Annotated in this window: 15 protein-coding genes; 5 read left to right on the top strand and 10 right to left on the bottom strand. The window is 72.5% G+C overall.

Annotation, left to right across the window (positions count from 1 at the left end):
- The first annotated feature begins 15 nt into the window (after nt 1-15).
- A complete protein-coding gene (locus tag ACKOB8_RS15810; RefSeq protein WP_526378971.1) occupies nt 16-288 on the top strand; it encodes a TFIIB-type zinc ribbon-containing protein in 273 nt (90 codons plus the stop codon).
- Here ACKOB8_RS15810 and ACKOB8_RS15805 read toward each other — a convergent pair.
- From ACKOB8_RS15805 to ACKOB8_RS15780, 6 genes are read right to left on the bottom strand one after another with little or no spacing between them, the layout of a single operon-like run.
- Nucleotides 285-1,079, bottom strand: coding sequence for a phosphotransferase (locus ACKOB8_RS15805; RefSeq protein ID WP_526378969.1), 795 nt, complete (start codon nt 1,077-1,079; stop codon nt 285-287). The two genes, ACKOB8_RS15810 and ACKOB8_RS15805, sit on opposite strands and share 4 nt — an antisense overlap.
- Entirely contained in the window at nt 1,076-2,851 is a 1,776-nt protein-coding gene (gene recD / locus ACKOB8_RS15800; RefSeq protein WP_526378967.1) for an exodeoxyribonuclease V subunit alpha, read from the bottom strand. Before recD ends, ACKOB8_RS15805 begins: the two co-directional genes overlap by 4 nt.
- The gene (locus ACKOB8_RS15795) at nt 2,848-6,168 is read right to left on the bottom strand and encodes a UvrD-helicase domain-containing protein (protein WP_526378965.1); all 3,321 of its coding nucleotides are present in this window, start codon (nt 6,166-6,168) and stop codon (nt 2,848-2,850) included. Before ACKOB8_RS15795 ends, recD begins: the two co-directional genes overlap by 4 nt.
- Nucleotides 6,165-9,470, bottom strand: coding sequence for an exodeoxyribonuclease V subunit gamma (recC, locus tag ACKOB8_RS15790; RefSeq protein ID WP_526378962.1), 3,306 nt, complete (start codon nt 9,468-9,470; stop codon nt 6,165-6,167). The genes ACKOB8_RS15795 and recC overlap by 4 nt, the downstream gene beginning before the upstream one ends.
- Before the next feature lie 48 nt (nt 9,471-9,518).
- Complete coding sequence (locus tag ACKOB8_RS15785) at nt 9,519-10,493, bottom strand: NADPH:quinone oxidoreductase family protein (RefSeq protein WP_526378960.1); 975 nt, start codon at nt 10,491-10,493, stop codon at nt 9,519-9,521.
- Nucleotides 10,493-10,972: a GreA/GreB family elongation factor gene (locus ACKOB8_RS15780; RefSeq protein WP_526378958.1), complete on the bottom strand. Its 480-nt coding sequence runs from the start codon at nt 10,970-10,972 to the stop codon at nt 10,493-10,495. The genes ACKOB8_RS15785 and ACKOB8_RS15780 overlap by 1 nt, the downstream gene beginning before the upstream one ends.
- 55 nt (nt 10,973-11,027) lie before the next feature.
- Here ACKOB8_RS15780 and ACKOB8_RS15775 point away from each other — a divergent pair, with 55 nt between their 5' ends.
- Nucleotides 11,028-11,855, top strand: a complete 828-nt coding sequence (locus ACKOB8_RS15775) for a HugZ family pyridoxamine 5'-phosphate oxidase (RefSeq protein WP_526378956.1) — start codon at nt 11,028-11,030, stop codon at nt 11,853-11,855.
- On the opposite strand, the gene ACKOB8_RS15770 is transcribed toward ACKOB8_RS15775, so the two are convergent.
- Nucleotides 11,770-12,696, bottom strand: coding sequence for an alpha/beta hydrolase (locus ACKOB8_RS15770; RefSeq protein ID WP_526378954.1), 927 nt, complete (start codon nt 12,694-12,696; stop codon nt 11,770-11,772). The genes ACKOB8_RS15775 and ACKOB8_RS15770 overlap by 86 nt on opposite strands.
- A 30-nt stretch (nt 12,697-12,726) precedes the next feature.
- Between ACKOB8_RS15770 and ACKOB8_RS15765 the strand changes: the two genes are divergently transcribed.
- Entirely contained in the window at nt 12,727-12,951 is a 225-nt protein-coding gene (locus tag ACKOB8_RS15765) for a hypothetical protein (RefSeq protein WP_526378952.1), read from the top strand.
- On the opposite strand, the gene ACKOB8_RS15760 is transcribed toward ACKOB8_RS15765, so the two are convergent.
- Nucleotides 12,941-13,858, bottom strand: a complete 918-nt coding sequence (locus tag ACKOB8_RS15760) for an LLM class F420-dependent oxidoreductase (protein ID WP_526378950.1) — start codon at nt 13,856-13,858, stop codon at nt 12,941-12,943. The two genes, ACKOB8_RS15765 and ACKOB8_RS15760, sit on opposite strands and share 11 nt — an antisense overlap.
- Before the next feature lie 49 nt (nt 13,859-13,907).
- Here ACKOB8_RS15760 and ACKOB8_RS15755 point away from each other — a divergent pair, with 49 nt between their 5' ends.
- Both ACKOB8_RS15755 and ACKOB8_RS15750 read left to right on the top strand, forming a co-directional pair.
- On the top strand, nt 13,908-15,572 hold the full coding sequence (locus ACKOB8_RS15755; protein ID WP_526378948.1) for an AMP-binding protein: 1,665 nt from the start codon (nt 13,908-13,910) through the stop codon (nt 15,570-15,572).
- 27 nt (nt 15,573-15,599) lie between these two features.
- Nucleotides 15,600-15,992: a DUF6941 family protein gene (locus tag ACKOB8_RS15750; RefSeq protein WP_526378946.1), complete on the top strand. Its 393-nt coding sequence runs from the start codon at nt 15,600-15,602 to the stop codon at nt 15,990-15,992.
- On the opposite strand, the gene ACKOB8_RS15745 is transcribed toward ACKOB8_RS15750, so the two are convergent.
- Together ACKOB8_RS15745 and ACKOB8_RS15740 are read right to left on the bottom strand one after the other, a co-directional pair.
- On the bottom strand, nt 15,982-17,199 hold the full coding sequence (locus ACKOB8_RS15745; RefSeq protein ID WP_526378944.1) for an FAD-dependent oxidoreductase: 1,218 nt from the start codon (nt 17,197-17,199) through the stop codon (nt 15,982-15,984). The genes ACKOB8_RS15750 and ACKOB8_RS15745 overlap by 11 nt on opposite strands.
- A 41-nt stretch (nt 17,200-17,240) precedes the next feature.
- The gene (locus ACKOB8_RS15740; protein WP_526378942.1) at nt 17,241-19,124 is read right to left on the bottom strand and encodes a potassium transporter Kup; all 1,884 of its coding nucleotides are present in this window, start codon (nt 19,122-19,124) and stop codon (nt 17,241-17,243) included.
- Nucleotides 19,125-19,257 lie beyond the last annotated feature (133 nt).

The following is a 19,257-nucleotide window of genomic DNA, read 5'->3' as shown; positions in this document are numbered from 1 at the left end:
GAGTTACAGTCGGTCATGAGCAATCAGCCGGGAAACATGCTTTTGTGCCCCAAGTGCGCGGGTGTCATGCACACCTACGAGCGCAACGGGGTGCACCTCGAACAGTGCGACAGCTGCCGGGGGATCTTCCTGGACTTCGGTGAACTCGAGTCGCTGACCCAGATGGAGAACCGGTTCGTCGCCGCTCCCCCGCCCCAGCAGCAGCCCGGCTACGGCCCGGCGTGGGGCAGCCACGGTTCGCACCGCTACCGCAAGGGCGGCTTCGGGCGGCTGTTCTTCTCCAGCTAGAGCAGCCGGGCGCAGGCGGCCAGCAGTTCGTCCTGGGACTCGTCGGTCTCGCGGCGGGCCCCGACCGCCGCGGCGCAGACCACTTCCGCCCGCGCGGGCGCGTCGAGCACCGGCCACGGGTCGCCGTCCGGCGGCAGGGCGGGACCCGCCGCGCGGCGGTAGCCGTCCAGGAAGAGCTGCCAGTCGGCGTCGGGGATGAGCCCGGCGGCCCACAGCCCGGCGGGGCGGGCCAGATCCCAGACCGGGTCGCCCAGGCCGAGGTCGTCGATGTCGATCAGCTGCCACCGGCCGTCGGGCCGGCGGCCCAGCTGGCCCAGGTGGAAGTCGCCGTGCACCAGGGTGCGCGGCCGGCCCGGGGGTGCGGGCTGCCAGGCCAGCGGGGGCAACGTCGCCGCGGCGCGGTGGATCACCGCGGGCGCGTCCGCGGGCAGTCGCTGCATCGCCGCGCGCAGCCGCTCGACGCCGCGGTGGGCGGGGACCGCCGGCCAGTCCGGGCCGATCGCCACCCGGTGCAGGATCGCCAGCAGAGCGCCCGCCTCGGCCCAGGGCAGCGGTGACCCGTCGCGGGAGACCGTGACGAGTCGCGGCCAGCGGGTGCGCCACCGCTGACCGCCGACGGACTCGGGGACGGCCTCGGGGACGGTGTCCAGCGGCGCGAGCAGTGGGCCGTCGTCTACGCCGAGTCTCGCGGCGATCTGTAGCCGCGCGGCCAGCGCCGCCGGGTCGGTGCCGGGACTGTGCAGCTTGGTCACCACCTCACCGTCGACGGTGATCTCGGCGGACGGCGTCACCCGGTCGCGGCCGACTCGTCGAGGCGGCGGGCCAGCCCGGTCGCGCGCACCGCCCGGCGGGCCACCGCCGCGCGCAGCTGGTCGGCGGTGCCGATCAGCCGCACCTTCTCCCGGGCCCGGGTGACCGCGGTGTAGAGCAGCTCACGGGTGAGCAGCCGCGAGTCGGTCGGCGGTAGCAGCACGCTGACAACTCTGGCCTGGCTGCCCTGGCTCTTGTGGATGGTCATGGCGTGCATGGTGTCGATGTCGGCGAGCCGGCCGGTGGCGAACTCGACCGGGCCGCTCGCGCCGGCCATCGCCGCGCGCAGCGTGCCGTCGCGCAGCACCGTGACGCCGGTGTCGCCGTTGTAGAGGCCCAGGCCGTAGTCGTTGGCGGTCACCAGCACCGGGCGTCCCAGGTACCAGGTGGTCCACAGCGGGGTGTCGGTCTGCTCGGCCAGCCACCGCTCGATCTGGCGGTTCCAGAACTGCACGCCGTAGGGGCCGCGGCGGTGCGCGCACAGCATGCGGTGTTCGTCGAGGATCTCCAGGGCGCTCGCCGCGTCACCGAGGATCGCGGCCTCGCGCAACCGCAGTGCATGCGGCACAAGGACTTTGCGCAGCGTGTCGGCGGGCTCCTCGGTCTGCACCCACTCAATGTGCTCACCGCCGGCGGACAGCACCGCGACGGCGGCGTCGGCGTCGCCGTCGCGGATGGCACCGGCCAGCGCGCCGATCGACTCGCCGAAGCGGTGCGGGGTGACCAGCCGGGCGATCGGGCTGTCCTGCCCTCGGCCGGCGGCGGCGAGACCCTCGACCAGATCGGCGAGCACCGCGCCGGCCTCCACCGAGGCCAGCTGGTCGGGGTCGCCGACGAGCAGCAGCCGCGAGTCCGGCCGCACCGCCTCGAGCAGCCGGGCCATCATCGTCAGCGACACCATCGAGGTCTCGTCGATCACGACGACGTCGTGCGGCAGCCGGTTGTCGCGGTCGTGACGGAACCGCGAGGACGTGTCCGGCCGGCTGCCCAGCAGCCGGTGCATGGTGGTGGCGGTCAACTCGGGCAGCCGGTCGCGGTCGGCCGCGTCCAGTGCGCCGACTTCGAGCTTGACCGCTTCGAGCAGCCGGGCCGCGGCCTTGCCGGTGGGTGCGGCCAGCGCGATCCGCAGCTTCTGGCCGGCCGGCCGGCCATCACGCTCGGCCTGCTCGGCGAGCAGCGCGAGCAGGCGCGCGACGGTGGTGGTCTTGCCGGTGCCGGGCCCGCCGGTCAGCACGGTCAGCGCCCGCGACAACGCGACCTCGGCGGCCGCGCGCTGCTCGGCGAAGCCGTCGCCGAACAGCCGGCCGATGTCCACCGGCGCGCCGGACCGGCGTTCGGCGGCCAGCCGGCGCACGTCGTCGGCCACCCGGCACTCCTCGATCCAGTACCGGTCCAGATAGAGCAGGCCGGCGTCGAGGTGCAGCACCGGCGGCTCGCCGGTCAGCGTGCTGGCCGACACGGCGTCGCGCCACTGTTGCGGCTCCGGCCAGGGCAACGTGTCGATACCGATCTGTGCGGGCAGCGTCGCGAGGTCGACGCACACCGAGCCGCCGCGCACCGCGCGCACGACCAGTGCGACGGCCAGCGCCACCCGCTCGTCGGTCTCGGCGGCCAGCTCGGTGAGCCGGCGGGCCACCAGCACGTCGGCCGCCTCGATCACGCCGGCGTCGTTGAACACCCGCAGCAGTCCGTCGGCGGCGACGCTGCGCCGCCAGTCGGCCGGGTCGAGGGCCTGGTCCACCGGTGTGCTCATGCCGCCGCCCGCCGGCCGTCGAGCAGATCGGAGAGCGCCACCACCATCGCCGGCGGCGGGCGCCAGCTGAACACGCCGGCCGGATGGCCGTCGGTCACCGGGGTGTCCGGGCCGCACATCCCGCGCACGAACAGATACAGCGCCCCGCCCAGGTGCAGCTCGGGGTCGTAGCCGGGCTGGCGCCAGCGCAGGAAGCGGTGCAGCACGACGCTGTAGAGCAGCGCCTGCAGCGGGTAGTCGGAGTGCAGCATCGCCTCGGCCATCCGGGCCGGGGTGTAGTCGGCGGCGGTCAGCGGGCGGTCCGGCTCCCCGAGCCAGTTGGTCTTGTAGTCGACCACCAGGTAGCGGTGCCCGGCGCCGTCGGGGATGCGCAGCACCACGTCGATGGAGCCGCTGAGGTAGCCGCGCAGCGACTGGGAGCCCAGCGCCGGGTCACTCAGCCGGTCGACGTAGGACGCCAGCGGGTCGCCGGGGTCGAGGTGTGCGCCGAGCAGCGCGCCGACGTCGGCCAGGCGCACGTCGCCGGCCGCGGCGCACAGGTCCCCGCCGGCCAGCGGGAACTCGAAGTCCAACTCGCACAGCCGATCTGACAGCCCGATCTGGCGCAGCGTGCGCCCGCCGGCCAGCGGCCCCAGCGGGGTGTCGTGCATCGGGATCAGCGCGTCGGCCAGCTGCGCGGCCGGCACCGCCACCGGCCACCACACCGACTGCTTGTCCACCTGGGCGCGCAACTCACCGTGCAGGTCCGCGGCCAGCGGATCGGCGTTCTCCAGCACCGCATGCACCAGCGACCCGAACCGGGCGCCGGTGGGCAGCTCGGCCATCGGCGAGACGATCTCCGAGCCGTGCGCCGGCGTGGCCAGCGCGATGTCGGCGACCTCGTCGTCGAGTTCGATCACCTCCGGTTCGCTGCCGACGCCGGTCGAGTCCTGGGCGGCGCGGACCAGACCCGAGTAGGAGGTGCGCCGCCAGATGGTGTCGATGGGGCGGTGGAAGTGACGGGCGGCCAGCTGCTCCGGCGCGGGCGGCACCCGGGGCGCGGCGAGCGTGACGGGCTGCGCCACTTCGACCACCGGGCCGCCGGCGTCCTGCCACTCGGCGAACCGGGCCATCGCGTCGTCGTCGGTGACGGTTACGGTCCGGCACTTGTCGCGCACCTCTGTCTCACCGGGGCGGCGATCACGCAGCAGCCGCGACAGTCCGCCGTTGACCTCGTCGCGCGTCGGCGCCCACCACGTCACCAGCTGGGACTGGGCCCGGGTCATCGCGACGTACATCAGTCGGCTGTCCACGCTGGCCGCCTCGTGCCGGCCCAGCCGTTCCACCTCCATGTAGTCGGGCGTTGCGGACCCGCCGATGTGCAGGCAGCGCACGCCGTCCTCGTGGAAGAGGATCTGTTCGGGCGTGTGCGCGTACCGGTTGAACGAGAACGGCAGGTACACGATCGGGAACTGCAGGCCCTTGCTGGCGTGCACGGTCATGATCTGCACCGCATCGGCGTCGCTGTCCAGGCGCCGGAAGCGCTCGGCGGCCCCGCCGGTCTCCTGGCGGCGGTCGCGCAGCCAGTCCCGCAGCGCCGGCAGCGAGAAGTGTTCGTCGTGCGCGACCTCCTGCATCAGCTGGGTGATGTGGGCCATGTCGGTCATGTAGCGTTCGCCGCCGTTGCGCGACAGCACCCGGTCGCTCATGCCGTTGAGCGCGGCCGCCTCGTACACCGCCGCGACGCCGCACTCGCGGACGTGGTCGGCCCACTGCCGGACGGTCTCGGCGATCGCGTCGGTCAGCGCGTCCCCGCCGGCGGCCAGGGTGTGCGCGTTCTCGCCGAAGAACGACGTCGCCGCGGCCGCGCGCACCACCCCGGAGCGGTGCGGCTGGTCGAAGGCCTCCAGCAGCGCGAGCCAGTCGCTGCACGCTTCGGAGTTGAAGATGTCGGAGTCGCCGGTGTAGACCGCGGCGATGCCGGCATCGGTCAGCGCGGCGTGGCAGGCCCGGGCGTCCCGGCGGCTCTCCACGATGATCGCGACGTCGCCGGCGGTCACCGGGTGCCCGTCGAAGGTGGCGCCGCTGCCCAGCAGCGCGCCGATGTCGGCGGCGACGTCGCGGCCGATGTAGTCGCGCAACTCGCCGATGGTGATCAGCTGCATGCCGCTGCGGCCCAGCGCGGGCCGCGGCACCACGCGCAGCCGGAACGGTTCGTTGTGCGGCGCCCCGGCCAGTCTGCTGCCGTGGTGCTGGGCGTCGACGTCGTGCACGACGATGCGCGAATCGCCGAGTTCGGACCCGCGCAGCACGGTCTGCAGCCGGTCGACCAGCGCGGCGTCGCTGCGCCAGTTCTTGCCCAGCGTCTGCTTCTCCCCCGCGCTCTGGGCAGCGGCCAGGTAGGTGGCGATGTCGCCGCCGCGGAACGCGTAGATCGCCTGCTTGGGGTCACCGATCAGCACGACGGTCGACGCGCCGCTGAACGCCCGGTCGATCACCTTCCACTGCACCGGGTCGGTGTCCTGGAACTCGTCGACCATGACGATCGGCCAGCGCCCGCTCATCCGCTCGCGGGCGGCGGTGTCCGCACCGTCGAGTGCGGCGGCCAGCCTGCCGAGCAGGTCGTCGTAGCCCAGGATGCGGCGGCGGCGTTTGCGGATCTCCAGTTCGGCCAGCACGGCGGTGGCGAACCCGACGCACACCTCGGCGTAGGAGTCCGGCTCGGGATCGGCCGGGCGCAACTCGGCGGCCGGGTTCTTCACCACCTCCCGGGCCAGGGTGAGCGCGTCGGGATAGCCCAGCGGCGGGTCCTCGGTGCCGGCGCCGAACCGGGCCAGATACAGGTCGTCGACGATCTCGACCACCAGATCGTCGAGGCTCTCGACGAGTTCGACTCCGTCGTCGTTGTCGCCGGCCACGCCGAGCGACTTGAGCACGATGTTGCAGAACTGGTGGATGGTGGCGATGGTGGCGGCGTCGAATCCGGCGAGCGCGTCGCGCAGGTTGCTCCTGCGCCGGGCGAGTTCCTCGGGCGTCCCGTCCAGCAGGTGGCGGAGCACCCCGTTGGCCCCCGGGCCCTTCGCCGGGTCGTCGAAGGCGGCGACGGCGTCGGCGATCTGGCGGCGCACCCGGTCGCGCAACTCCTGGGTGGCCGCCCGGCTGAAGGTGATCAGCAACATCTGGTTCAGCCCGGCCGCGCCCTCGGCGATGTAGCGGGTGACCAGTGCGGCCAGCGCGAACGTCTTGCCGGTGCCGGCGCTGGCCTCCAGCACCGTGGTGGACCCCGGCTCGGGCAGCGGGCCGCACAACTCGAAGCGGCCCGGCGCGGCGGCGGTCATCGGCGCACCCCCGCGCGAAGCATCGGCAGCCACAGCCGGGAGGCGTACGCGCCGAGCCGGTGGTCCTCGCCGCGACACTCCTCGCCCGGGCGCACCGGTTGCTTCAGCGCGTCGAGGGGGGCGCCCGCACCCCACACCCGGACATGCGGGGGGTGCGCGTCCTCACCCGGGTAGGAGCCGCTGCGCCAGCGGGCGGCGGCGGCCCGCTCCGGATCGTCGTTGCCATGCCGGGCCGAGGCCCACGCGTAGGACGTCTTGAGCGGCAACGGGATCGGCTCGCGGCGGCCCGCGTCGTAGATCGCGACCAGATCACCCAGCAGTTCGGCGGCGGGTGCATCCGGACGGCCCAGGGTCTCGGTGCGCGGTCCGTCTCCGCGCTTGCGGCGGCCGATGCACACCGCCGACCAGTCCCGCCGGGGTTGGTGCGCGGTGAGCGCGAGCAGCGGTATCCAGGCGGCCAGCAGATGCTTGCCGTCGAGTTTGGAGTAGGTCACCGAGACCAGCCGGTCACCGAAGATCGGCGACACGGTGCCGGTCAGCCGGCGGCCCCCGCCGATGTCGATGTCGACGTCGACCGCCCGGGCGGGCTCGGATCGCAGCGGAAGTGCCTCCTGCGCGAGCAGGACGGCCTGCTCACCGATGGCCCTGGCCTTGCGCCAGCCCAGTTTGCCCGGCGGCAGGGTGCCGCGGCACCACTCTGCGCGCAGTGCCCGCTCCCGGCTCATGCCGCGCAGGATGTCGTTCAGGATCCGCTCGCCGACGGTCCACTGCTCGAGTGCGTCGATCTCCACCGGCATCGCGTCGTCGACGCCCTCGACGTCGGCGGGGAAGGTGTAATCCAGCGCGCGGAAGAATCCGCGGACCGGATCCCGGAAGAACACGATCAGGTCGGCCAGCGACACGTCGCCGCCGTCGGGGGCGGGCAGCGGGCCGGAGATGAACGGCGCCGGGTCCTCGCGCTCGCCCTGCGCGGCGCGCGCCGCCCGCAACACGGTCGGGTCGAAACTGAACGGGGTGTCCGGCACCACCGCGCCGGGAATGACGTTGCGGATGTCGAAGGGCTGCAGCGGGTGCAGCACCACGATGTCGTCGAGCACCGTGCTCACCTCCGGGCCCCCGGCGGGCCGATCGACGGTCGCCTCCAGGGCGTCGAGCAGTTCGGCCAGCGGCACCGCGGGCGGGCGGGGCTGTCCGGTGTACTCGTTGGCGCCGGTGTAGGTGATGACCAGGGTTTCGGTCGCCGCGCCGATCGCGTCGAGCAGCAGTTGGCGGTCCTCGGCGCGCACGTCGCGTTCGCCGGTGCGGGGCCGGCGGGCCAGGGCGTCGTCGCCGTCCACCGCGCCGACGCGGGGAAAGACGTTGTCGTCCAGGCCGACAAGGCAGACCACCCGGTGCGGCACCGAGCGCATCGGCACCATCGTGCAGACCGTCAGCGTGCCGGTGCGGAAGTTCGCCCGGGTGGGACGGCCGGCCAGATGCCGGTGCAGCATCGACTCGATATCCGGAAGACGCAGCGGCGTGCGGTCGCGGTCGCCGGCCCGGGCGAGGATGTCGCCCAACTCCCGATCCAGTTGGCTGAGCTGCCAGGCGTCGGCGTCGCCGACCCGGGTGACCGACCGGATGCCGTCGGCGAGCGCGGTCAGCCAGTCGCGCAGCGGGCGTTCCCCGCTCAGATCTGCGGTCACCTGCTGAACCCGGGCGCAGAACTCGCCGAGCCGGCCGGCGAGTTCCACGCTGTTGCTGCCCACGTCGTCCAGCGGCAGCGTGGTGTCGATCCAGGCCTGCGAGTCATCCGAGAGCGCCACCCCGGCCAGGATGCGGTCCAGTCCGAAGCGCCAGGTGTTCTGGACGAAGTCGACGCCGAACGGAGTGCGGTGCTCCCGGTCGAAACCCCACCGGATGTTGGCCTCGCGGACCCAGTCGGTGATGTCCTCCAGGTCGTCGTCGGTGAAGCCGAAGCGCGCGCGCACCGGGCCGGCGTGGGCGAGGTTGAGCAGTTCGGTGGCGGTGACCCGGCTGCCGGCCAGCGCCAGCAGTTGCGCGGCCACCGCCAGCAGCGGGTTGGTCTGCACCAGTGAGCGGTCGGCCAGCCGGACCCGCAGCCGGTGCGCGGGGTGCGCGTCGTGCATCACCTCGCCGAGCCCGAAGTTGGCCCCGATCAGCGGGGCGTAGGTCTCGATGTCCGGACACATCACCAGAATGTCGCGGGGCTCGAGCGTCTCGTCGTCGGCGAGCAGCCCGAGCAGCACCTCGCGCAGCACGTCGACCTGGCGGGCCGGTCCGTGGCAGCGGTGCACCTGCACCGAGCGGTCGCCGGGCTGCAGCGAACGGCCCTGCGGCCGAACCTGATTGGCGGCGATGTCGGACTGCAGCCAGCCCAGCAGGGTGTCGGGGTGATCATCGCCCTCCAGGAACTCATCGTTGGCGGCGGCGGGCAGCGCGCGCTGCAACTCGCGAAGGTCGCGGCCGAGGGTGGCCAGCAGCGGGTGCTCGACGCGCCGGTGGCTGTCGTCGAGATCGCGGGGCACCGCCCCGCGCAGGTCGTCCAGTGCCGTCCACAGCGCCGCGCTGGGATACGGCAGCCACAGGTGCACGTCGTGGTGCGCACTGAGGGCGTCGAGCAGTTCGATGTCGGTGACGGCCAGCCGGGTGTAGCCGAACAGCGAGATGCGCTCAGGCAGCTCGCACGCCGACTCCCGCAGCCGTGCAACGGTTTTCGCGTGGCGGACGTGCGGCGGGTCGATCCCCATCGCCTCGGCCAGCCGGCGCCACAGTTCGGGCTGCCAGGCCAGGTCGGTGTCGAGGCCGGCGGTGTCGCCGTCCAGCCACCCGGCTGGCATGTCGGGGCGCTGCCGGGCGTAGGAGGCGAACAGCCCGGCCAGCCGCCGGGCCACCCCGTAGCGGCGGCCCTGGCGCAGTTCGCGCTCGACGTCGTCGGTCTCGAAGTGGCCCAGGTGGGTGGCCAGCGTGCGGCACCACGGCTCGTCGAGGCTGGCGTCGATCACCTCCAGCAGCGGCCAGGTCATCGCCTCCGGCGACCACGGGTCCTCGTCGCGGGTGCCGGCGATCTCACTGATCAGCGACGCCGGCGAACGGAACGCCACCCCCGCGCACACCCCGTCGCCGCCCTGTCCCGTGCCCAGCCGGTGCGAGAGCCGCTGGGACAGCCAGCGCTCCACCCCGCGGGCGGGCACCACGACGAGATCCTCGGCGAACGGGTCCGAGGGCGCGCTGGCCAGCAGGTCCCCCAGGCCGTCCGCGAGGATGTCGGTTCGCTCCGCGCGGTGAATGTGCAAGGCCATCGTCGACCACCGTAAACCGCGTCACCGACACCTCACCGCCAGGCGAGCTCAGTCACGGACCCGCAGGACCACCTTGCCGCGCGCGGTGCGGTTCTCCAGCGAGGCGACCGCCTCGGCGGCGCGCTCGAGCGGGTAGACCTCCGGCGCCGGCGGGGCCAGCCGGCCGGACTCCAGCAGCGCGGCCAGGCCCTGCCACTGTTCGCGCAGCGACCCGGGGTGGCGCAGCGTCCACGCTCCCCAGCCGACCCCGACCACGTCGATGTTGTTCAGCAGCAGCCGGTTGACCTTGACCGTCGGGATCTCCCCGCCGGTGAAGCCCACCACCAGCAGCCGGCCCGCCGGGGCCAGCGAGCGCAGCGAGTCGGTGAACCGGTCCCCGCCGACCGGGTCCATCACGACGTCCACTCCCCGCCCGCCGGTCAGCTCGGCCACCGCGTCCTTGAACCCCTCGGCGAGGACCACGTCGGTGGCGCCCGCGGCACGGGCCACCTCGGCCTTCTCCTCGGTGCTGACCACCGCGATCACCCGCGCGGCGCCCAGTGCCGGCGCCAGCCGCAGCGTCGAGGTCCCGATCCCCCCGGCCGCGCCGTGCACCAGGACGGTCTCACCGGCGGCCAGCCGGCCGCGCACGGTGAGCGCGAAGTAGACGGTGAGGTCGTTGAACAGCAGCCCGGCACCCGCTTCGAAGCTCACAGCGGCGGGCAACGGGAACACCCGGTCGGCGCCGAGCACCGCGGTGTCGGCCATCGCCCCCCCGAGCATGGTCAGCCCGGCCACCCTCTCGCCGGGCACGACGCCGGCGCCCTCGGGCGCCGAGCGCACCACCCCGGCCAGTTCCGCGCCGAGGGTGAACGGCAGCTCCGGCCGGTACTGGTAGAGCCCCCGGGTCAACAGCGCGTCGGGGAACGCCACTCCCGCGGCGTGCACGTCGACGACGACTCCGCCGTCGGCGGCGGGTTCGTCGACCTCGGCCAGCTGCAGCGACTCGGGCCCGCCCAGGGTGGTGACCCGGACCGCGCGCATCACGGGTACTCGATGGCCAGCAGCTTGACCTTCAGCTCGCCCCGCGGGGTCTGATAGGTGACCGAATCCCCGGCCTTGCGGCCGAACAGCGCCAGCCCCAGCGGGCTGTCGGAGGTCAGCGTGGTGTCCTCCGCCCCGGCCGGGGTCTCCTCGATGAAGTTCACCACCCGCATGCGCACGGGCTTCTTGTCGTCCGGGAAGCGCAGCGTGACCTCGGTGCCGTTGGGCAGCTGTCCGGGCGCGGTGGCGTTGCCGCCGGCCAGCAGCCAGGTGAGCCTGCCGATCTGCTCGTCGAGACCGGCGAGGTCCTCGGCGCGCTGCAGGGCCTCGGCGGCGTCGCCGCGGTCGCCGACGGCTTCGGCATCACCCTGGACCTCGGCGTGCAGTTGGTCGTGCCGGCGGCGCAGATCGGCCAGTTCGGCCTCCAGCCGCTGGCGTTCCTTTTCGGCGAAGTCGTCGGCTGCCTTGTCCCCAGTCATGACCGACAAGTTACCGCCGCCGTCAAGCGCCCGTCGTGCGCGGTATCTTCGCGAGATGGCGTCCGCACCGCGCGACCACGGCGATCCCGGCGACGCCCCCACGATGGCGCCGCCGCTGACCGACGTCGCCGACGGCACCCGGCCGTCGGCGGCCGAGGAGGCGCGCACCATCGCCGCGTCCACCAACACCGCCACCCTGGCCAGCCTGACCTCCGGCGGGGACCCGTGGGCGTCCTACGTCGCCTACGGACTGCTCGGCGGGTCGCCGGTGCTGTGCGTCTCACACCTCGCCGAGCACGGCCGCAACCTGGCCGCCGACCCGCGGGCGAGTGTGTCCATCGTCGCGCCGAGCACCGAGACCGACCCGTTGGCCAGCGGCCGGGTGACCCTGGCCGGGGTGGCCGAACGGCCCGAGGGCGCGGAGTTCGACGCCGCCCGCGACGCGCACCTCGCGGCGATCCCGGCGGCGAAGTACTACGTCGACTACAGCGACTTCACGCTGTGGGTGCTGCGGGTGACGCGGGTGCGCTGGGTGGGCGGCTACGGCCGGATGGACTCCGCCAGCGCCGCCGACTACGCCGCCGCCGAGCCCGACCCGATCCGTCCGTACGCGGCCGGGGCGGTCGAGCATCTCAACGCCGACCACGCCCCCGCGCTCATCGAGATGGCCCGTGCGCTCGGCGGCTTCCCCGACGCCGAGATCGCCGAGTGCACCGGCGTGGACCGCTACGGACTGGACCTCAAAGTCGACACCCCGCGCGGGCCGGCCTACACCCGGGTCGGGTTCGGTGGCGCGCTCAGTTCGTTCGGCCAACTGCGGACGGCCGCAGCGGATCTTGTGCACCGAGCACGCGCCGCAGGAAATCCACCTGGTCGGCCTTGACCCGGGGGTCGTGGTAGATCGCGAAGTGACCGTACGGGTAGCGGCGCAACTCGCCGCGCGGTGCGTCGCGGGCCGCCCTGATGCTCGACGGCGCTGGGGTGGTGGTGTCGGCGTCGCACACGCAGAACAGCACCGGCACGCGCACACGGGAGGCCACCCGCACCGGCCGGTAGAACGGCAGCTCGAGCATCAGCCGGGCGGCGATCTCGTTGCGCCACAGCGATTTCGGACCGCGCAGCGACTCGAAGCCGGTGAGTACGTCCGGCTCGGTCAGCGCGGCGAAGGCACCGGGCCGGCCGACCACCGGCATCACCTTCGGTGGGCGGCGCAGTAGCGCACCGACCCGGTCGCGCACGCCGGTCGCCACGGCGCGCGCCACGTTGGGCAGCGGCATGCGCCGGATCGCCGGCAGGCTGTCGGTGTAGGGCGCCTGGGCGATCACCGCGGCGATCCGCGAGTCGCCCGCCGCCACCGCCAGCACGTGACCGCCGCTGAACGAGGATCCCCACAGCGCGATGCGCTCCGGGTCGATGCCCTCGGCCCGGCGGGCCCAGGCGATCGCCGCGCGGTAGTCGTCCTGCTGGCGGCCGATGTCCAGCAGTTGGCGGGGCTGCCCGGAGGACGCCCCGAAGTGGCGGTAGTCGAACAGCAGCACCGCGAACCCGGCGGCGCAGAAGGCCTCGGCGTAATCGGCAAGCCCGTCGTCGCGGGTGGCCGAAAAGCCGTGCGCCATCACCACGCACGGTCGCGCCGCCCCGGACGACGACGCCGGCCGGTAGAGATAGGCGGCGAGCTGCTCCCCGTGCGAGGGGATGCGGACCTCGACGCGCTCCGCGGTCATAGTCACCAAACTAGCTAGTACGCTCGGCGCATGACCGGGACCGGCGAGCGGCAGAGCCTGGCGCAGTTCGGCGAGGAGCAGGGCTGGCGCTGCCGCGGACACGAACGCGCCGACGTCTACCAGCGCGGCACCGTCCGGATCCGGGTCATCTGGCAGGGCGACGAACAGATCAGCGGGGCGTCACTGTTCCACGACGAGATGTACGAGTCCTACACCCGCGATCTGGCCACCGTGCGCGCCTGGTTCAAGCGCTGAGCTTCAGTTCCAGCGCGGCGGCGAGTTCGCGCAGCGCGGGCCGCGGATCCCACAGCGGGTTGCCGTCACCGAGCACCTGCACCACCGCGTGATCCGCGCCGGCGTCGAGGTGCGCGGTCACCGACGCCGCGGCCTGCTCGACGGTGCCCATGCCGACCAGCGCCCGGGCCAGCCGGTCCGAACCCCCGCGCACCAGGTCGGACTCGTCGAAGCCCTGCCGCAGCCACGAGTTGCGGTAGTTCGGCAGGCCCGAGTAGATCTGCAGGTAGGTGTGCGCGCGGCGCAGTTGTTCGTCGGCGTCACCGCCCACCACCGCGGCGTGCTCGGACACCACCCACCTGCCGGGGCCGAGGATCTCCCGGGTGGTGGCGGTGTGGGCCGGGGTCACCAGGTAGGGGTGCGCGCCGTCGGCGTGGGTGCCGGACAGTTCGATCATCTTGGGGCCCAGCGCCGCCAGCAGCCGGGTGGGCCGTCCCGACCCGGGCTCGATGGCCTCCGGCAGGGCGGCCATCCGCTCGAGGTAGCCGCGCATCGTCGCCAGCGGTTTGGCGTAGGTGCCGCCGAGCATGTTCTCGACCAGCGGGCCGTGGCTGACCCCCAAACCCAGCACGAAGCGGCCCGGGTACTGCGCGGTCAGCGTGCGTCCGCCGCCCTCCATGGTTCCGGCGACCCGGGCGTGGATGTTGGCGATGCCGGTCCCGATCACCAGCCGGTCGGTGGCCGCCAGGAACGCCGCCGACTCGACCAGGCAGTCCTTGAGGCCCACCTCGGGGATGAACAGCGAGCCGTACCCCAGGTGCTCGATCTCGGCGGCCACCTCCTGGGCCGCCGCCATCGACCAGGTGTCGCTGGCCCACCACACACCGATCCGCGAGGGGAAGTCGATCCGCGCGCGCTGCTCAGTCACCCCTGCTCCTTTCCCCGAACTCCCTACCCCGAGTCCCTAGACTAAGCACATGTCTGGCGTCTCCTTCGACTTGTCCACCGTCTTTCGCACCGTCGCCGAGACGGCCCCCGATCAGCAGGCGCTGATCTGGCGCGACCGGCGTCTGACCTACGCGCAGATGGACAGCCGGATCGACGGGATCGCGCACTATCTGGTCAGCCAGGGTCTGGGGTGCCACACCGAACGCGACCAGCTGCTGGGCCACCAGTCCGGGCAGGACCAGCTCGGGCTGTACCTGCGCAACGGCAACGAGTACCTCGAGGCGATGGTCGCCGCCTACCGCGCGCGGGTGGCACCGTTCAACGTCAACTTCCGCTACGTCGAGGAGGAACTGCTCTACCTGCTCGCCGACGCGAAGGCCCGCGCGCTGGTGTACGCCGCGGAGTTCGCCCCGCACGTGCAGTCCATCCGCGGCCGGCTGCCCGAGCTGCAGGTGCTGCTGCAGGTCGACGATGGATCGGGCAACGAGCTGCTGCCCGGTGCGGTGGACTACGAATCCGTCGTCGGCACGCCCGCGCCGGCCGCCGGCATGCCGACGCCGAGCGGCGACGACCTCTATGTCCTCTACACCGGTGGCACCACCGGGATGCCCAAAGGTGTGCTGTGGCGCCAGCACGACATCTTCATGTCGGCGATGGGCGGACGTCCGTTCGGGGCGGGCAAGGCGCTGGAGTCCTATGCCGAACTGGCCGAGCAGGTTCGCGCCGGGGCCGGGACACGCTCGGCGATGCTGATCCCCCCGCTGATGCACGGCGCCGCGCAGTGGAGCGCGTTCAACATCATCAGCACCGGCGGCTGGCTGGCGATCCCCGACGACGTCGTACACCTCGACGCCGCGGCCGCGCTGCGGCTGGCCGAGAGGGAGCGGGTGCTCAACATCCCCGTCGTCGGCGACGCCGTCGCCCGGCCGCTGCTGGATGAGATCGAGACCGGGCGCTACGACCTGTCGGGTCTGATGGCCGTCACCAACGGCGGTGCGACGCTGTCACCGACGGTGCGGGAGAGATTCCTGGCCGCGCTGCCGAACCTGATCATCCTCGACGCCGTGGGCGCCTCGGAGTCGGGCATTCAGATGACGACGATCGCCGCGAAGAACGCCGAACCCGACACGGTGCGCACCGCCACGTTCACCCCGCAGGCCGACACCACCGTGCTGGCGGCGGACTTCGGCCGCGAGTTGGAACCCGGCGGGGGCGAGGACGAGGGCTGGCTGGCGCGGCGCGGGTTCGTGCCGCTGGGCTACCTCGGCGACGCGGAGAAAACCGCCCGCACCTTCCCCACCATCGACGGGGTGCGCTGGGCGGTTCCCGGCGACCGGGCCCGGCTGCTCGAGGACGGCCGCATCGAGTTGCTCGGCCGCGACTCGGTGACCATCAACTCCGGCGGGGAGAAGATCTTCGCCGAGGAGGTCGAGCGCGCGGTCGCCAGCCATCCCGCGGTCTATGACGTCGTGGTCACCGGCCGGCCCTCCGAGCGCTGGGGCAACGAGGTCGTCGCGATCGTGCAGTTCGCCGCCGGCAGGTCCGCCAGCGATGAGGAACTCGCCGACGCGTGCCGCTTACACATCGCCCAGTACAAGATCCCCAAGGCGTTCATCCGGACCGACAAGGTGCTGCGCTCGCCCTCCGGCAAGGCCGACTACCGCTGGGCGAAGTCGGTCGCGACCGGGGGCTGACCCGCGCCGGGCCGTAGGGTCTGTGCGGTGAGGGCGATCGTGCTGCTGGCCCGCAGCGGGCATCTCGACCAGGACGGGACGGTGCACGCGCTGGGATTGGGCTGGACCACCAGCCCCTGCCCGACACCGCAGCATGTGCTCATCGTTTTCGTCGAGGTCGGCTGGTCGGAGATCGGCACGTCCTTCCCGATCCGCGCCGAACTGGTTGACGGCGACGGTGCGCGGGTCGCGCAGACCGAAGAAAACGTCATCAATGCCCGCCGGCATCCGGTGCACCCGGAAGGCACGCCGGTCACCATCCCGTTCATCGCGACGATCCCGCCGCTGAAACTCACCGCCGGGCAGCGCTACCAGTGGCGGGTGTCGATCGCCGGCGAGATGCACGAGGACTGGCTGGCCGGGTTCACCGTCACCGACTGACCCGGCGCGCGAACGGTGGCGCGTGCTCCGGGCGCACCCCCACCCCCATGATGTAGGCGGGCACGGCGGACAGCCAGGGCAGTCGCCGGACCACGTTCAGCAGCGCCGCCGACGGATCGGCGGATCCGCCGTTCAGGATCGGTGCCATCAGCCGCCGATGCAGCAGCCGCTGCAGTCCCTGGGTGAACACCGTCGGGGGCAGGCGCCGGCGCTGCACCGCGGCGAGGTCCCGTTCGGAAACACGGCGCCGCAGCAGCGGATCGGCCAACAGGGTGGCCGCGCCGACCGCGTCCTGCACCGCCAGATTGATACCGACCCCGCCGGCCGGGGACATCGCGTGAGCGGCGTCCCCGATGCACACCAGCCCGTCGGTGTGCCAGCGCCGCAGCCGATTCAGCCGGGCGTCAAGGAACTTCACGTCGTCCCAGGACTCCAGTTGCGAGACGTCCACCTCCGGAACCATCGCGGCGACCTCGTCTCGGAACGCCTGCAGTCCGCGGGCCCGCAACCGGGCGTCGCTGCCCTTCGGGATCAGATACGCGATCTGGAAATACCCCTCCCGCGGGATCATGATCATCAACCGCCCGGGTGCGAACCTCGGCACCAGCGTGTACTGCCCGTCGACCTCCCGGTTGAGCCGGAACCACCACACGTCGAAAGGCACCGGCCACTCCCGGGTGCGCAGTCCGGCCTGCTCGCGGACCAGCGACCCCCGGCCGTCGCAGGCCACCGTCAGATCGGCGCGCAGCTCCCCCTCCCCATCGGGTCCGCGGTAGCGCACGCCGTCCACCCGGGATCCGCTCCGCAGCACCCCGACCACCTCGTGGCGCAGCCGCAGCGTGAACGTGGGTTCGGCCTCAGCGGCCTCGGCGAGCAGGTTCAGCAGGTCCCACTGCGGCACCATCGCGACGTAGGGGTGCGGCAGTCGCAGCCGGGTGAAGTCGATGGCGGTGACGTCGCGGCCGTCGACGGTGAGCACCGACCGCTCCAGCTTGCTCTTCGGCAGCTGCGCGAACCGCTCCCACAGGCCGAGCTCGTCGAGCAGTGTCAGCGTGCTGGGATGCACGGTGTCGCCGCGGAAGTCGCGCAGGAAGTCGGCGTGCTTCTCCAGCACGGTGACCTCGACGCCGGCGCGCGCCAGCAGCAACCCGAGCACCATGCCGGCCGGGCCGCCGCCCACGATCACACACGTCGTCGAGTCCGTCATCCCGCCACCTTAGGCCTCATGCAGGGCCCGACGGACCCGGTTCAGATGCCGATCCGGGCACCGATGGTCACGGTGCGATCGGGGGGAAGTCCGAAGTACTCCGCGTTCGACGTCATGTGCGAGATCCGGATGAACAGCCGCTTGCGCCACTGCGCCATCACCGGCGCGGGCCCGGCGAAAACCTCGATCTCGGACAGGAAGTAGGTGGCGTTGTCCAGATCGACGGGACCGGCGAGCAGACGCAGCGCGGCCAGGACGTCGGGGCGCTCCATGTAACCGAATCGGGCCGAGACGAGTCGCACTCCCTCGCGGCCGCGCAGCTCGTCGACGGCGATGCGCTCGGACTCCGGGATCCGCGGCACCGGAGCGACGTCGGTCGACATCACGATCGCGCACTGCGGAAGTCCGTGGATGCGGTCGACGTTGGCCCGCATCGCCAGCGGGGTGGTCTGCAGATCGCGATTGAGGAACACCGCCGTGCCCGGCAGCCGCGTCACCGGCGGCCGTCGTTCGGCGAGGCCGCGGATGAAGTCGTCCAGCGGTCCGGCCACCGCGTCGCGGGCGGCAGCCGCGAGGGTGTAGCCGCGCCGCCAGGTGGTCAGGATCGTGAAGACGAACAACCCGATCAACAGCGGCAGCCACGCTCCGTGCCGCAGTTTGGTCATATTCGCGGCCAGGAACAGCAGATCCACGGTGAGCAGCGCGCCACCGATGAGGACCACCAACCACACCGGCGCGTGCCACCGCCACCGTGCGACGTAGAGGAACAGCAGCGTCGTGATCGTGATGGTTCCGGTCACCGCCATGCCGTAGGCGTAGCCCAGGGCCACCGAACTGCGGAAGGCGAGCACCAGGGTCAGTACCCCCACCAGCAGCACGCCGTTGATCCACGGCACATAGATCTGGCCGATCGTCGACTCCGAGGTGTGCGCCACCCGCATCCGCGGCAGGTATCCCAGTTGCACCGCCTGGGAGGCCACCGAGTACGCGCCGGTGACGACGGCCTGGGAGGCGATCACCGTCGCGGCGGTCGCCAAGACGACCATCGGGATGTGCGCCCAGGACGGCGCGAGCATGAAGAACGGTGCCTCCACCCTCGACGTGTCGTCGAGCAGGATCGCACCCTGCCCGAGATAGTTGAGCGCCACCGCGGGCAGCGCGAGGCCGAGCCACCCGAGGGTGATCGCCTTGCGCCCGAAGTGCCCCATGTCGGCGTAGAGCGCCTCGGCCCCGGTGACCGCCAGGACCACACCGGCCAAGGCGAAGAACGCGATGTGGAGGTGTTCGGTGACGAACTCCGCGGCATACGCCGGGGAGAGCGCGCGCAGGATCTGCGGGTGCACGGTGATGCCGCGCACGCCGCAGGCCGCGATCACCAGGAACCAGAGGATCATCACCGGACCGAAGAATCGACCGACGATCGCCGTCCCGTGCCGCTGGACCGCGAACAGCCCGATCAGCACGATCGCGGTGATCGGCACCACCAGGTCGGCCAGCTTGGGGTCGAGGATCTTCAGACCTTCCACCGCGGACAGCACCGAGATGGCCGGGGTGATGACCGAGTCGCCGAAGAACAGCGCCGCGCCGAGAATCCCGAGCAGGGTCAGCGCGGCGACCAGCCGGGAACCGGACTGCCCACCCAGCCTGCGGACCAGGGTGATCAGGGCCATCACGCCGCCCTCGCCGTCGTTGTCGGCGCGCATGACCAGGGTGACGTAGGTCAGGGTGACGATGATCATCACCGTCCAGAAGACCAGCGACACCACCCCGTAGACGTTGGCCCGGTCGATCGGCACCGGATGCGGGACGCGCGGGTTGAACAGGGTCGCCAGCGTGTAGATCGGGCTGGTACCGATGTCGCCGAACACCACCCCGAGGGCGCCGACGACCACGCCGGCGCGGAGCCGGCGGGACGCGGTCGACACAGCCGCATCGGGGTCCACCGGCTCGTCCTCTCCCCGCTGCGGCGATATGCACTGATTCTGCACCCGGATCGCGCGCCGTTGCCTAGATTCGGCTCACACGGACCTGACGGCGGGAAGGATGACGACGGTGCGC

This window comes from Mycobacterium sp., assembly GCF_046091765.1.
Taxonomy (GTDB): Bacteria; Actinomycetota; Actinomycetes; order Mycobacteriales; family Mycobacteriaceae; genus Mycobacterium.
Note: the sequence above shows the minus strand (reverse complement) of the source record. Positions and strands in the feature narration are given on the sequence as shown.

Coding starts and splice junctions, on each gene's coding strand:
- ACKOB8_RS15810 (WP_526378971.1), top strand. CDS start 16: ATGAGCAATCAGCCGGGAAACATGCTTTTGTGCCCCAAGTGCGCGGGT.
- recD (WP_526378967.1), bottom strand. CDS start 2,851: ATGAGCACACCGGTGGACCAGGCCCTCGACCCGGCCGACTGGCGGCGC.
- ACKOB8_RS15795 (WP_526378965.1), bottom strand. CDS start 6,168: ATGACCGCCGCCGCGCCGGGCCGCTTCGAGTTGTGCGGCCCGCTGCCC.
- recC (WP_526378962.1), bottom strand. CDS start 9,470: ATGGCCTTGCACATTCACCGCGCGGAGCGAACCGACATCCTCGCGGAC.
- ACKOB8_RS15785 (WP_526378960.1), bottom strand. CDS start 10,493: ATGCGCGCGGTCCGGGTCACCACCCTGGGCGGGCCCGAGTCGCTGCAG.
- ACKOB8_RS15780 (WP_526378958.1), bottom strand. CDS start 10,972: ATGACTGGGGACAAGGCAGCCGACGACTTCGCCGAAAAGGAACGCCAG.
- ACKOB8_RS15775 (WP_526378956.1), top strand. CDS start 11,028: ATGGCGTCCGCACCGCGCGACCACGGCGATCCCGGCGACGCCCCCACG.
- ACKOB8_RS15770 (WP_526378954.1), bottom strand. CDS start 12,696: ATGACCGCGGAGCGCGTCGAGGTCCGCATCCCCTCGCACGGGGAGCAG.
- ACKOB8_RS15765 (WP_526378952.1), top strand. CDS start 12,727: ATGACCGGGACCGGCGAGCGGCAGAGCCTGGCGCAGTTCGGCGAGGAG.
- ACKOB8_RS15755 (WP_526378948.1), top strand. CDS start 13,908: ATGTCTGGCGTCTCCTTCGACTTGTCCACCGTCTTTCGCACCGTCGCC.
- ACKOB8_RS15745 (WP_526378944.1), bottom strand. CDS start 17,199: ATGACGGACTCGACGACGTGTGTGATCGTGGGCGGCGGCCCGGCCGGC.